Source organism: Lactiplantibacillus plantarum, from assembly GCF_014131735.1.
In the GTDB taxonomy this organism is placed as follows: Bacteria; Bacillota; Bacilli; order Lactobacillales; family Lactobacillaceae; genus Lactiplantibacillus; species Lactiplantibacillus plantarum.
Genome location: NZ_CP039121.1, coordinates 2,316,808 through 2,329,666, shown reverse-complemented (window position 1 = coordinate 2,329,666; position 12,859 = coordinate 2,316,808). Strand labels below are relative to the sequence as shown.

Annotated in this window: 13 protein-coding genes; 7 read left to right on the top strand and 6 right to left on the bottom strand. The window is 45.7% G+C overall.

Annotated features, from left to right (window positions below; genetic code table 11):
* Positions 1-80: 80 nt before the first annotated feature.
* The 4 genes from E5260_RS10990 to E5260_RS10975 form a co-directional block, all read right to left on the bottom strand.
* Positions 81-407: a metal-sulfur cluster assembly factor gene (locus tag E5260_RS10990; RefSeq protein WP_003641289.1), complete on the bottom strand. Its 327-nt coding sequence runs from the start codon at positions 405-407 to the stop codon at positions 81-83.
* 63 nt (positions 408-470) lie between these two features.
* On the bottom strand, positions 471-1,082 hold the full coding sequence (ttdB, locus tag E5260_RS10985; protein ID WP_003641290.1) for a L(+)-tartrate dehydratase subunit beta: 612 nt from the start codon (positions 1,080-1,082) through the stop codon (positions 471-473).
* Positions 1,079-2,011, bottom strand: a complete 933-nt coding sequence (gene ttdA / locus E5260_RS10980) for a L(+)-tartrate dehydratase subunit alpha (protein WP_003641291.1) — start codon at positions 2,009-2,011, stop codon at positions 1,079-1,081. The genes ttdB and ttdA overlap by 4 nt, the downstream gene beginning before the upstream one ends.
* A 256-nt stretch (positions 2,012-2,267) precedes the next feature.
* A complete protein-coding gene (locus E5260_RS10975) occupies positions 2,268-3,293 on the bottom strand; it encodes a helix-turn-helix transcriptional regulator (RefSeq protein ID WP_003641292.1) in 1,026 nt (341 codons plus the stop codon).
* Between the two features lie 236 nt (positions 3,294-3,529).
* Here E5260_RS10975 and E5260_RS10970 point away from each other — a divergent pair, with 236 nt between their 5' ends.
* The 4 genes from E5260_RS10970 (at position 3,530) to E5260_RS10955 (ending at position 7,250) form a co-directional block, all read left to right on the top strand.
* On the top strand, positions 3,530-4,372 hold the full coding sequence (locus tag E5260_RS10970; RefSeq protein ID WP_003641293.1) for a triphosphoribosyl-dephospho-CoA synthase: 843 nt from the start codon (positions 3,530-3,532) through the stop codon (positions 4,370-4,372).
* Between the two features lie 330 nt (positions 4,373-4,702).
* On the top strand, positions 4,703-5,440 hold the full coding sequence (locus tag E5260_RS10965) for a metal ABC transporter ATP-binding protein (protein ID WP_003645514.1): 738 nt from the start codon (positions 4,703-4,705) through the stop codon (positions 5,438-5,440).
* Positions 5,440-6,312 (top strand): metal ABC transporter permease, encoded by an 873-nt coding sequence (locus E5260_RS10960; RefSeq protein WP_016511596.1) that lies wholly within the window; start codon positions 5,440-5,442, stop codon positions 6,310-6,312. The genes E5260_RS10965 and E5260_RS10960 overlap by 1 nt, the downstream gene beginning before the upstream one ends.
* Entirely contained in the window at positions 6,309-7,250 is a 942-nt protein-coding gene (locus E5260_RS10955; protein ID WP_003641296.1) for a metal ABC transporter solute-binding protein, Zn/Mn family, read from the top strand. Before E5260_RS10960 ends, E5260_RS10955 begins: the two co-directional genes overlap by 4 nt.
* A 111-nt stretch (positions 7,251-7,361) precedes the next feature.
* Here E5260_RS10955 and E5260_RS10950 read toward each other — a convergent pair whose 3' ends face one another.
* Positions 7,362-7,673 carry a hypothetical protein gene (locus E5260_RS10950; protein ID WP_003641297.1) on the bottom strand — a complete coding sequence of 104 codons (312 nt, stop codon included), beginning with the start codon at positions 7,671-7,673 and terminating at the stop codon, positions 7,362-7,364.
* A gap of 396 nt (positions 7,674-8,069) precedes the next feature.
* Between E5260_RS10950 and E5260_RS10945 the strand changes: the two genes are divergently transcribed.
* The gene (locus E5260_RS10945) at positions 8,070-8,999 is read left to right on the top strand and encodes an L-lactate dehydrogenase (protein WP_003641298.1); all 930 of its coding nucleotides are present in this window, start codon (positions 8,070-8,072) and stop codon (positions 8,997-8,999) included.
* 31 nt (positions 9,000-9,030) lie between these two features.
* Positions 9,031-10,449, top strand: a complete 1,419-nt coding sequence (locus E5260_RS10940) for an anion permease (RefSeq protein ID WP_003641299.1) — start codon at positions 9,031-9,033, stop codon at positions 10,447-10,449.
* Positions 10,450-10,525: 76 nt separating this feature from the next.
* Here the strand turns inward: E5260_RS10940 and E5260_RS10935 are convergent, their stop codons facing one another.
* On the bottom strand, positions 10,526-11,488 hold the full coding sequence (locus E5260_RS10935) for a sugar-binding transcriptional regulator (RefSeq protein WP_003641300.1): 963 nt from the start codon (positions 11,486-11,488) through the stop codon (positions 10,526-10,528).
* A 195-nt stretch (positions 11,489-11,683) separates the two neighbouring features.
* Between E5260_RS10935 and E5260_RS10930 the strand changes: the two genes are divergently transcribed.
* The gene (locus E5260_RS10930; RefSeq protein ID WP_003641301.1) at positions 11,684-12,844 is read left to right on the top strand and encodes an NAD(P)-dependent malic enzyme; all 1,161 of its coding nucleotides are present in this window, start codon (positions 11,684-11,686) and stop codon (positions 12,842-12,844) included.
* Positions 12,845-12,859: the final 15 nt, after the last annotated feature.

Sequence of the window (12,859 nt, the reverse complement as noted above, 5' to 3'; positions counted from 1 at the left end):
AAACGTTAAAATCGTCTCACGGTGACTGCTGAAACTAGTCAGCAAATGATGCTAATCCGGACACGATTTCTAAATTAGAATTAATGCAACCCTAATGTCATTTTTGCTGCCCGTGACATTTTATCAAGCGACCAGGTCGGTTCCCAGACAAGGTTGATGAGTACCTGATCGATACCCGCGACGGTCATTAATGCGCTTTTGATATGGTCATTCAAATAGCCTGTCAGTGGACAGCCCATGATGGTCAGTGTCATGGTAACGGTGCAGAGCTTTAGGTCAGCATCGTAAGCAACATCGTAGATCAAACCGAGGTCAACAATGTTCACACCAAGTTCAGGATCGATCACGGTACTCAGAGCGGCTAAAGCTTGGGTTTTTAAAGTAGATTGTGTATCCATACTAATCATGAGAAAGACTCCTTTAGACCAACAGCCTAAGCAGGGTGATCCGCTTAGGCTGTTAATGGTCGGTTATTTAATGAATTTAACTTGTTCGTTGATTTTTTTAATCTCAGCTTCTTTACGTTCGTTGAAGATGACCTTGTTCTTTTCAAACAAGTTGTCGCCATTCGTATCGATGGAGACAATTAACGGACCGAAGTCTTTGACCTCACACGCCCAGAGTGTTTCGGGCATTCCGAGGTCTTTCCACTGGGCATCAACAATCTTATTGACGTGCAGGGCGGCATAAACAGCATTGCCAGCGGGGTAGACGAGGTGTAAGGCGTGATATTTCTTGCAGGCCCGTTCGGTTCCCGGTCCCATGCCGCCTTTACCAACGATTAGTTTGACACGGGTTTGTTTTACGAATTCTTCTTCAAATTTTTCCATCCGCATACTAGTCGTTGGCCCGACTGCGATCATTTCGTACTTGTCATGGCCGAGATCTTTAATGATCGGGCCAGCGTGGAGAATTGCTCGGTCTGTCACGTTAACGGGTAGGGGACGATGTTCTTCGACGAGCCGCCGATGGGCAACGTCCCGACAGGTTGTTAGTGAGCCATTCAAGTAGACGATGTCGCCGATACGAATGTCCTTAATATCGTCATCAGAAATTGGGGTGGTTAAGTGGTAAGTTTTCATGATAATTCGACTCCTTTGTTCAGTGGTAAGTCATAGTTTAGATCTGCGTCAAAGTTGATAAGTCCGCGCCGGTGTGACCAGCAGCCGGTACTAACAGCGACGCCAATTGTTGATGGGTGTCGGGCGGTATTCTCGACATTGACACCCATTACTGACTTTTGACCGCCAAACCCCTGTGGTCCCAGGCCAATGTGATTGATGCCGTCTTCTAATAAGTGTTCGAGTTTGGCAGCATTAGCGTTTGGATTTTCACTATCGACGCGCCGCATTAAAGCTAATTTAGAATTAAGCGCAGCCGTTTCAACGGATGTGGCGACGCCGACACCGACGAGTAAAGGTGGGCAAGCGTTAATGCCGTAGCTCGTCATGCGATCCATCACGAAACGGACGACGCCTTCGTAACCTTCACCAGGCATCAGGACTTTGGCAGCCCCGGGTAATGTGCAGCCACCGCCGGCCATGTACACGTACATTGAGATGTCAGTGCCATTACCATCAACTTGCAGAAAAATCGAGGGGATGCCGTCACCAATGTTCATACCGGTATTGTATTCGTCAAATGTCTGAACAGCATTATGTCGGAGTGGCGCTTTTTTTGTCCCACGATAAACGGCGTCTTTCAAAATTTGATTGAGTTCGCCTAATAGTGGGAACTGCGCGCCGCATTTAATGAAGAATTGTAATGCACCGGTATCTTGGCAACTTGGGCGTTTAAGTTTATTGGCAAGTAATTGGTTTTCCATCATCGTGTCGTAGACGAGCTTTTGGAGTGGATCGACTTCGATCTTACTGAGTTCTTCGAGTTTGGCAGTCACATCATCTGGTAGTCGATGACTGATGAGTGCAATATAATCGGCCAAAATGTCGCGCATCCGTTGGCCCTTAGTTGATAACGTTGGTTCGGTATAGTCGTATGTCATTGTATCCATAGCTGGTTTCCTCCTATCAATTTACAGCTACATTGTAAGTAACTGTGTGATACAAAACTAACCGCTACTCGCCAAGTTATGCCAGGTATCAGATTGTGAAAGTGATGGTAAGCGGACAGGTAGCCGGTTAAAAATGACAAAAAAATACCAAGGCCTTCTGACGAGTGATGCCATCGTACCTTGGTATGACCCAATATTTGATCAAAATATCGGTAAGTTCAGTTGTTCGTAATCACAAAAATTGTTATGCCGTTAATTATTGATTGAGCAGTGTTTTTAATTGCGCGATTTTTTGTTTGAGCGCCTGATATTCTTGAAAATGTAGTTTATACATGCAACTTTCACAAGCACTGAGTTGATCAGTACTTGTGAGTTGGGCCCAGTGCTTGAGTTGCTTTTGGACAATGGTAGTTTGTGTGGGAGTGAGCGGTTGCTTGAACTGGTCATATTCAGGACGCTGCCCGTGTGACAAGTGTTGACGGTAACTGGAAGGTGTCTGACCAAAATGCTTCTTAAACATTAGATTAAAGGACTTGACCTCCTGAAACCCATTGGCTAAAGCTAGATCGGCGACCCTTGTGGTTGGGTTTTCCAGATCGTAGATGGCGTGTTGTAGTCGGCAGCGGGTTAGATATTCGTAAAAATTCAGGCCGAGTTCCGCTTTGAAGATGCGTGAGAGATAGGCTGGTGAATAGTGACTGATTTTTGCCGCTTCGTTTAAGGTAATTGGTCGATCGTAAGCCTGGTTAATGTAATCAATGACCCGGTTTAGTGAACTCTGCGTCTTGGGTTGGGGGTAAGTCATCGTGATTCCAGTATCAAAGAAATCGTGATGTAGCAGGTTCGTCAATTGAAAGTACAGGGCGTTCAAGTCAAAAATTGGCCAGTCCTGCTGATGTAATCCTAGATAGAGTTGTGCCAGGATTTGGCGAATCGTTTGGTAGTCACGGTGTTGGGGCGTCGTCACGCTGTTGAGTAGAAAAGCACCTGAACTGAGGTCGATGCCCTGATTAGTGTAGAAGTCGGGCAGAATATGTAAACGGAGCGCGATACATTCTGGGGTCAAGGCAAAGGTGGCATGGCCGCGATTGGCATTGATCAAGATGAGGTCATTTGCGTGTAATTGATGGCGAGTCCCGTCAACATTCACTTCGACGGTACCTTGCAATAACCATAAGAGTTCGATTTGCGGATGCCAGTTGTAGTGGTAACTACCAATCATGTATGTTAATAAGTCAAATTGGACGGTTGGAGTGGATTGAAAATGCTGACTAGGTATCATGACAGGGTCCTCCTTAGGAATAACTTTGATTAGCTCTAGCTTACACGTTCAGAAGATGCTTGAACAGCAGTCGACAAAAGAATACAAAGAAAAATGACAAAAATTGACTAGTATCAGTTATGATGGAAATATAAGTAATGGTAACTGAATGTTGGTTGTGGTCACGCTTAATCAAGACTGAAAGTGACCCAGGCACATCATCGTTGTTAGACTAAGGATGAAATGGTGGAGAAATAGTGGATACGAAGATAATTGTCAATCATGCGCTACGAGCGCTTTTATACGAAGTGACGGTCAACCCTAAGCCCGGGCTGGTCGACCCGTTGTCGGCGGGTCCCCATCCAGACATGAACGCTTTTATGTTTATTGATAGTGCTTTGAGTCTAGCCCCCTACTTTAATGCTTGTGCAGCGGCGGGCGTCGCGTATACGGCTGTCGATTTGACGGGTTTGTTCAAGCAAATTCGGGGCAGTGGTGTTCAAGCGGAACAAACCATGTTTGCGGCGACCAAGGGCGTGAATACCCATAAAGGGGCGGTGTTCTCACTGGGCGTGCTAGTGACAGCGGCGGCGTATCAGTTGCAGCACCCCGACGTCGACTTAGCAACGATTGTGCGCACGATGCTGGCGGGGTTAACGGCAAATGATTTTAATGAATTAAACACGAAGGATCCAACGACCTTAACTGCTGGAGAACGTCAATACTTAACATATGGCATCAAGGGAATTCGTGGTGAAGCCGAGGCGGGTTATCCGACCGTGATGCAAGTGGCACTACCCGCATTGAGACGTAGTCGTGGCACGATTAATCAGCGGTTATTAGACACACTGATGGCGATTGTCCAGGCGACGGTCGATACCAATCTGGTAAAACGGGCACACGACCCACACGTCATTGACTGGGTCCACGACCAAGCACACCGCTACTTCGATTTAGGGGGAAGCCGCAGTGAAGCTGGAATGGCGTTTTTACGCGAATTGAATCAGATTTTTGTCGACCATAACTATAGTTTAGGTGGCTCGGCCGATTTGTTGATTTTGACGATTTTTATTGGATTGCAGACAGATATATTAGCTTAATAATGAGTGTCGTGATTGTAAGTGACGACACTTTTTTAATACCAAATATTAATGGAAATTAAATGACGATTGCAATGCTTAGTTGATGAGTGGTCAGTGCTTTTTAGTGGTGATGGCATCGAAAGTCGTTTCAGTAGGTTCTGGATTAAGCTTTTAGTATGTTGGTTGTAACGCCTTGGTTAAGCAGAAATAGTATTAGAATGAACGAAAATTTAATACCAATTATAAAAAAGTTAACTGCACCTAACAATTATTTGCATTAGCGTTAATTATCAGTTATGCTTATGACGATGTAGAAAACCGACTACCGCGATGAACGGAGGAAATGTGATGTTAAAAGTACAAAACCTCACCGTGGCATACAGTGACACACCAGTCTTTACTGATGTTGCCGTTAACTTTAACGCCGGCAAAATTACTGGAATCATTGGTCCCAACGGTGCGGGAAAATCAACGATGATCAAGGCAATGCTTGGTCTGATCAAATCCCAAACGGGAACCGTCGAATATGAAGGTCGTGCGCTAAAACAATTTCAAAAACAGATTGCATATGTCGAGCAACGTAAAGATCTCGACTTAACCTTTCCAATCAATGTTTTTGACGTCGTTTTGACTGGGACCTATGGCAAACTCGGACTTTTCCGCGAACCAAGCAAGGCGGATCGTCAGCGTTGCCAAGATGCACTTGAGCAACTTGAGTTAGCCGATTTAGCACAGCGCCAAATTAGTCAGCTCTCTGGAGGACAATTACAACGGGTCTTTGTGGCTCGAGCCTTAGTCCAAGAAGCCGATATCATTATTCTTGATGAACCTTTCGTCGGCATTGATTTACAGAGTGAGACGGCTATCATGACGATCTTGCATCAGTGGCGTGATGCCGGCAAAATGATTATTGTCGTGCATCATGATTTGAACAAAGTTTCACGTTACTTTGATGATCTCGTGATTTTAAATCACGGTATCGTTGATTATGGTCCCGTGGACGCGGTCTACACACCCGCAAACATTGAACGGACGTTTAGTGCTGATCTTTCGGCCGTCCTGTTTACGAAGGAGGAAACGCGATGATGCAATCAATTACGACCTTTATGGCTGCTTTGGGGAAGTATGATTTCTTACAAAGTGCGCTAATTACGGCTATTATGGTCGGGGTCATGTCAGGAATTATTGGTAGCTTTATTATTTTACGAGGCATGTCGATGATGGGCGATGCCATCTCGCATGCCGTTTTACCTGGTGTTGCGGTAGCTTATATGCTCGGTATCAACGTCCTAATTGGTGCTTCGGTTTTTGGAATTCTAGCCGCTAGCTTGATTGGATTCGTTGCGAGCCGTAGTAAGATTAAGACTGACACCTCAATTGGGATTGTCTTCAGTGCGTTTTACGCACTCGGTTTTATCCTAATTTCATTAGCTGAAAGTTCGACGAACTTGCACCACATCTTATTCGGTAACATCCTTGCTGTGAGTGATACTGATATGATGACGACGACGGTCGTGTTAGGACTAGTGATTTTATTCGTGGTCTTCTTCTACAAGGAATTACTGATTACGTCATTTGATCCGACCTTTGCGAAGACTTATGGTCTCAAGGTCCAACTGTTACATTACGCGTTAATGCTGGTCTTAACGCTAGTGACCGTTTCAGCGCTACAAACCGTCGGGATCATTTTAGTGGTCGCGATGTTGATTACACCGGCTGCGACGGCCTTTCTATGGACAGAACGACTGGCAGTCATGCTTGGACTGTCAGCCTTAATTGGGGTCTTGTCCTCAGTGGTGGGCTTATATCTCAGCTACACGTTGAACTGGGCTTCTGGTCCGGCCATCGTGCTAGTAGCGGCTATTTTCTTCGGTATTTCTTTCATCATCTCACCTAAGCAGGCCTTGTTGCCGACGCTTTGGAAAGGGCAAGCAGCAGCGCGACGGGTGACAGCATGAAAACGAAATTAATTGCACTGATTGGAGTCATCGCGATGGTTACCGGGATGGCAGTATTTCTGAATCAACGCCAGCAAAGTGCCAAAGCGACGACCACTAGTGCCAAAATCCGGGTCGTAAGTACGAACTCGATTCTAGATGATATGGTGAAAAATGTGGGTGGGCAGTACGTCCAAAATTACAGTATTGTGAAGCGCGGCACTGACCCGCATGAGTATGAACCACGGCCCACTGATATTGCGGCAACTGCCGAAGCTGACGTGATTTTTTATAATGGCTTAAACCTTGAAACTGGCGGTAATGGCTGGTTTAAAAAGTTAGTGACGGCTTCCAAAAAGGACTTTGACCACGATGTTTTTGCGGCCAGTAAGGGAATTAAGGTCAAATATTTAACGACGAACGTTAATGAGCCGGACCCCCATGCTTGGTTAGATCTCGCCAACGGGATTCAATATGTCAAGAACATCAACCGGACGTTGCAGGCCAAGGATCCTAAGCACGCCGCTGTTTATCAAAAGAATACGGATCGCTACGTGGCAAAACTAACAAAACTGCATGAGAGCGCTCAAACCAAATTCAAGCAGATCCCGACGAGTCAACGATTATTAGTGACATCCGAAGGCGCCTTTAAGTATTTCTCGGCGGCCTACCATGTGCCCGCTGCTTATATTTGGGAAGTGAATACGGAATCGCAAGGCACGCCAGCTCAGATGCGGACGGCGTTGAAGAAAATTGAAGGAACCCAGGTTCGAAGTTTGTTTGTCGAATCATCCGTATCACCGAAATCGATGAATAAGCTTTCACAGGAGACGGGAATCCCCGTTGCTAGTACGATTTTTACCGATTCGCTGGCAGCTAAAGGCAAGCCGGGTGATACGTACTACTCAATGTTGAAGTGGAATCTTGATAAGATTTATGCTGGGCTGACTCGGTCGTAGTACTTGGGCCTATAATTCGGTTGTGTTGATGTCATGTGATATAAGTTTGTTCTAAAAAGGACCGTGGAAGTTAAATCTTCCACGGTCCTTTCTTTATTTTGAACTGCTAGTTTAGTCTTCCGATTCGAATGACAATTCCGTCATTGATAGTTCCAGATCATCAAGTACGTCGTTTTCACTCAGAAATTGTTCCCAGGCAGCCGGTGTTTGTTCGCGGGTATGGGGGACGATTTTATCATGAATATTGGCAATCACATCATCGAGCATCTTATCCGCTTGCCGGGCGATTTCAGCATCGTTATAGCGGCGTGCTGGCGCCCGGTCCTCATTTTTTCGATTCAGAAAATCGGTTGCTTTCTCCATAAAAATGGTAATAACTTGGGAGTTGTTTGCGAGATAGTCTTTTAAAGTTTCATTATCCAATGTATTAGTCCTCTCTAGTTTGAGTCGTACTTCTAATATACCACGCTAATCAGGTTTTAACTGTTTCAAGATCGGTTGGCGGGTAAAAAGTTTTGTAACTTGCGCAGATGTTTCGAATTGACGCCAATCAGGCAATTTAAACGCAGAATTGTAACCGCTTACGAAAATGATTTCACAAGCTGACACTTTAGAAAAAGTTCACAATCAAAATAATTTTAAATGCTGCTACACAGGCGTTTTAAGTAATAATTATATTTAAATTTTTCAAAAAAATAATTTATTTTTAAAAAATTAGCAAAAATGAAAGCATTTGCGTTATAATACTTGTGAGTTAAGTAACTAAGTAGTTGGAACCACATGTGCAGCACACATTTTTGATGAAAGAAGGATATTGACATGGATAAGAAGCAACGCAAAGTCGTAATTGTTGGTGATGGCTCGGTGGGTTCATCATTTGCCTTTTCATTGGTCCAAAATTGCGCCCTAGATGAACTCGTTATCGTTGACTTGGTTAAAACGCACGCAGAGGGGGACGTTAAGGATTTGGAAGATGTTGCCGCCTTTACGAATGCGACCAACATTCATACCGGTGAATATGCGGATGCGCATGATGCTGACATCGTTGTCATTACGGCTGGTGTGCCTCGTAAGCCTGGTGAGAGTCGTTTAGATTTGATTAACCGCAATACGAAGATTCTGGAATCCATCGTCAAACCAGTGGTTGCGAGTGGTTTTAATGGTTGCTTCGTTATCTCAAGTAATCCCGTCGATATTTTGACTTCGATGACGCAACGTTTATCCGGTTTTCCACGGCATCGGGTCATTGGTACCGGGACTTCCTTGGATACGGCGCGGTTACGGGTCGCCTTGGCTCAGAAGTTGAATGTTGCCACCACTGCAATTGATGCTGCGGTACTTGGAGAACATGGTGATAGTTCCATCGTTAATTTTGATGAAATTATGATCAATGCTCAGCCCTTAAAGACGGTCACAACGGTCGATGATCAGTTCAAAGCTGAAATCGAGCAAGCTGTTCGTGGTAAAGGTGGTCAAATCATTAGTCAGAAGGGGGCCACGTTCTATGGGGTCGCCGTTAGTTTGATGCAAATCTGCCGAGCAATTTTGAACGATGAAAATGCTGAGTTGATTGTCTCCGCCGCTTTGTCTGGTCAATATGGCATTAACGATTTGTACTTGGGGTCACCCGCCATTATTAACCGCAACGGGCTCCAAAAAGTGATCGAAGCTGAGCTATCAGATGATGAGCGTGCCCGGATGCAACATTTCGCAGCCAAGATGCTGACCATGATGAATGTGGCATCATAAAAATGATGAGTAAGTATGAGGAGGAATTGAGATGACACTAAATAAGGTCAAGTATCGTGATTTTATTGCACCGTTATTGGTGGGCCTGATCATTTGGTTAAGTAGTCCTATCAAACCAGCCAGTGTTTCGATGAACGCATGGCATATTCTGGCAATTTTTGTGGCAACCATTATTGGTTGTATTACGCGGCCGTTACCAATCGCCGGGGTCGCAATCATTGGGTTGACACTAACCGTGTTATTGGGCATCGTGCCTATGGATACAGCGGTTGCCGGATTTGGGAGCAGTACGGTATGGATGATTGCGATGGCGTATTTTATGTCACGTGGTTTCATCAATACTGGTTTAGGTCGACGTGTCGCGTTGGTGTTTGTGCGGCTGTTTGGGAAACGAACGTTGGGTTTGGCATACGCACTGATTGGCGTCGATTTAGTAACAGCACCCGCAACGCCAAGTAATACGGCCCGTGCTGGTGGGATTGTTTATCCAATCATTCAGTCGTTAGCTGAAACGTTTGGTTCTGATCCCAAGGATGGCACACAAAGTAAAATCGGTTCATTCTTAGTGTTCGCAGAATTTCACGGTGATTTAATCACCAGTACGATGTTCATGACGGCGATGGCGCCTAACTTAGTTGCTGTCACGTTAGCCAAGAGTTTACACATCACGTTATCGTGGATGCAATGGTTCTTAGCCGGGATTGTCCCAGGACTTATTTGTTTATTGGTTGTGCCATATTTAATTTATAAAATGTATCCACCAGAAATTAAAGATACGCCCAATGCCAAGCAATGGGCGGATGATGAGCTGGCAAAGATGGGTAAGATGAGTCTTCCAGAAAAAATCATGGGCGGCGTCTTCTTGCTAGCCTTAGTCTTATGGATGTTATCCAGCTTTATCGGTCTCGAAGCTTCATTAGTTGCCTTTATGGCCGTCTCCTTGCTACTCGTTGCTGGAGTTCTATCGGTAGATGACGTGCTACACGAAACTGGTGCTTGGAATACCTTGGTGTGGTTCTCAATTTTGATCTTCATGGCTAATGAGTTGAACAAACTCGGCTTTATTCCATGGTTGTCTGGCGCGATTGGTGGTGCCTTGAAAGGCTTCAGTTGGGGCATTGTTTTAGCGGCACTCGTCTTGTTCTACTTCTACAGTCACTACTTGTTTGCTAGTGGGACTGCCCACGTTTCCGCAATGTACGGTGCCTTACTTGGGGTCGCGGTTTCCGCGGGAGCGCCAGCAACCTTTGCTGCACTGATACTTGGCTTTACTGGTTCGATCTTCGCTTCGACGACGCATTATGCGAACGGCCCGGCGAGTGTTCTCTTCGGTTCTGGGTATGTTACTCAGGGAAAATGGTGGCAATTAAACTTTATTTTAGGTCTCTTCTACCTAGTCGTTTGGGGTGGCATTGGCGCTCTCTGGATGAAAGTGATTGGTATTTGGTAGTCTGATTTTAAGCATAAAAACAGGTACCAAGCTGCCGGCAACGGTCAGCGTTGGTACCTGTTTTCGAAGAAGCGGATTATTTGGATAGTGGTGTGGCTTGATCTTCTTGGAGAACCCGATTCGCGACGGCTTCATCAATGATGATGTCAGTGAGTAATTGTCCGCGGAGGGCGCCAAGTAAGGCTTCGCTCTTGAACTTACTTTTGATGATGCCGAAACGACGCGGCACTTTGAGAATGGCGGGCATTTTAGCGCCAAAGAGTTTGTCGTGGTCGGCGTTCAGAATGTGACCATTGATGTCGTATGGCCGACCGTATAACAGGCCGACCACCGCCTGCGGATCAGCGCCACCCAGAATGGCTTGGCGATGTTGATGCCAGACGGGAATCGAGTCAATGGATGCTAAGGTGCCAATTCCGGCAAATAGCATGTCCATTCGGTCAAAGTTACTGATGGCCGGTGTAATGGCTGGTTCTTGAGCCAATGCTTGGTGTGCTTGATCATTAAACAAGTAGAGTGGTGCCGGGATGGTGACGTACTGTGCGCCGAACTTAGCGGCGGCTTTTTGAACCAACGGTGTTGAGCCGTTCGCTGCGTTCGTTTTCAGGTTATCACCCATAAACTGGGTGAACAGTAAGTCATCACGAGTGCTCGTTTGAAAATTATCGATGACGCTAAGGACAGTGCCACCCCATGCCACCCCAATTACATTACTTTGAATGATCTGGCGCTGGATTGTTTCGGCGGCAAACTCGATTACGTGGCGTTCATCGTCACTCGTGGTATCCGCGTCTTTGATAATATAAATATGTTCAATTGGAAAACGATGTTTAAATTTAGCCTCCAGCTCACTATTTCGTTCGATGGGGGTGTTAATGTTAATTTTGACTAGGCCGGTTGCCATGGCTTCGTCTAAGTATTTTGAAATTAGATAACGACTGACTTGGTATTTCTTTGAAATTTCAGCGATGTTGATTTTGGATAAGTAATAATCATGTGCAATTCCAATCAACAGGCGGCGATGATTCATATCGTCCATATCGATGACCTCTTTATCAACCTAAGATTTAAAATTTTAAAACTCGTTTATAATATTTTAAGTTTATTATACCAGAAAAGCTGACTTTTTAAAAATTATAAAAATCCAATCTAAATTTGATATTTTTAAAAAATGGTCGTACACTGGGGATAACAAAGTGAACGGTATTATTTTGAGAAGAGAAGGCAGATATTGATGGTAGAACAAGATGAGATTTTAAAGTTGCACGCCGCCCATACGGGGGTTTTGGACATTCATTCAGACCTTGCAGTGACCGATAAGGCTGATTTAGGTAAAGCATATACACCTGGTGTTGCGGTGATTTCCAAGCTGATTGCGGCGCATCCGGAATTAAAGGCAAAATACACGATGAGTGGTAAATTAGTAGCGTTGATCACGGATGGGTCAGCAGTACTGGGCCTCGGCAATATTGGTCCCGCGGGTGGTTTGCCGGTCGTAGAAGGTAAGGCACTCCTATACAAGAACCTCGCAGGGATTAATGCGATTCCGCTGGCGTTAAATCAGGTCAGCGTGCCAGCAATGGTGGCGACAATCAAAAACATGTCGCTCTCATTTGCGGGCATTCATCTGGAAGATATTACGGCGCCTAAGTGTTTTGAACTAGAAGCGGCCTTGAAAGATGAGCTTGATATTCCGGTTTATCATGACGATCAGGAAGGCACCGCAATTGTCGTGTTGGCGGGACTGATCAATGCCGCTCACGTAGTCGGTAAGTCCTTACGGCAGATGCGCATCGTTGTCAACGGCGTCGGCGCATCCGGGTTAGCTACAGCTCGGTTATTAGCAGCGGTCGGTGTCAAACAACTGACCTTGGTCGATGTTTACGGGGTCGTTACAGCGGATGATCAGCGGTACAACCAGTATCAACGGAATCTTGCCAAACAGTTGGGAACACCTGCACAACTAAAGGGGCAACCACTGGCGAAGGTCATGGCCGACCAGGACGTCTTCATTGGCTTGTCAGACGCCAACGTCTTATCAGCAGGGGCCGTCCACTTGATGAATCATGATCCAATCGTCTTTGCACTCGCTAATCCAGTGCCAGAAATCAATCCAGCAGTAGCTGAGAAGGCTGGGGCCACAGTCATTGCAACGGGTTCTAGCCAGTATCCAAACCAGGTCAATAATATTCTGGCTTTTCCGGGGCTCTTCAAGGGCTTACTCACAAATGGGGTCAAGCAAGTTGATAATGCGTTACAGATCCAAGTGGCTCAGGCTTTGGCTAAGACCGTGTCGAACCCAACTGCGACGACGATTGTGCCGAGCGTCTTTGATTCACAAGTGGTACCGAACGTGACGGCGGCCGTTGCAGCGTACGCGCAAGCACAGCATTAATCATAGGAGGTTGTC

What these genes read in the sequence shown, in the direction of transcription:
- E5260_RS10990 (WP_003641289.1), bottom strand. Translation starts at nt 407, where the DNA reads ATGATTAGTATGGATACACAATCTACTTTAAAAACCCAAGCTTTAGCC.
- ttdB (WP_003641290.1), bottom strand. Translation starts at nt 1,082, where the DNA reads ATGAAAACTTACCACTTAACCACCCCAATTTCTGATGACGATATTAAG.
- ttdA (WP_003641291.1), bottom strand. Translation starts at nt 2,011, where the DNA reads ATGGATACAATGACATACGACTATACCGAACCAACGTTATCAACTAAG.
- E5260_RS10975 (WP_003641292.1), bottom strand. Translation starts at nt 3,293, where the DNA reads ATGATACCTAGTCAGCATTTTCAATCCACTCCAACCGTCCAATTTGAC.
- E5260_RS10965 (WP_003645514.1), top strand. Translation starts at nt 4,703, where the DNA reads ATGTTAAAAGTACAAAACCTCACCGTGGCATACAGTGACACACCAGTC.
- E5260_RS10960 (WP_016511596.1), top strand. Translation starts at nt 5,440, where the DNA reads ATGCAATCAATTACGACCTTTATGGCTGCTTTGGGGAAGTATGATTTC.
- E5260_RS10955 (WP_003641296.1), top strand. Translation starts at nt 6,309, where the DNA reads ATGAAAACGAAATTAATTGCACTGATTGGAGTCATCGCGATGGTTACC.
- E5260_RS10945 (WP_003641298.1), top strand. Translation starts at nt 8,070, where the DNA reads ATGGATAAGAAGCAACGCAAAGTCGTAATTGTTGGTGATGGCTCGGTG.
- E5260_RS10940 (WP_003641299.1), top strand. Translation starts at nt 9,031, where the DNA reads ATGACACTAAATAAGGTCAAGTATCGTGATTTTATTGCACCGTTATTG.
- E5260_RS10935 (WP_003641300.1), bottom strand. Translation starts at nt 11,488, where the DNA reads ATGGACGATATGAATCATCGCCGCCTGTTGATTGGAATTGCACATGAT.
- E5260_RS10930 (WP_003641301.1), top strand. Translation starts at nt 11,684, where the DNA reads ATGGTAGAACAAGATGAGATTTTAAAGTTGCACGCCGCCCATACGGGG.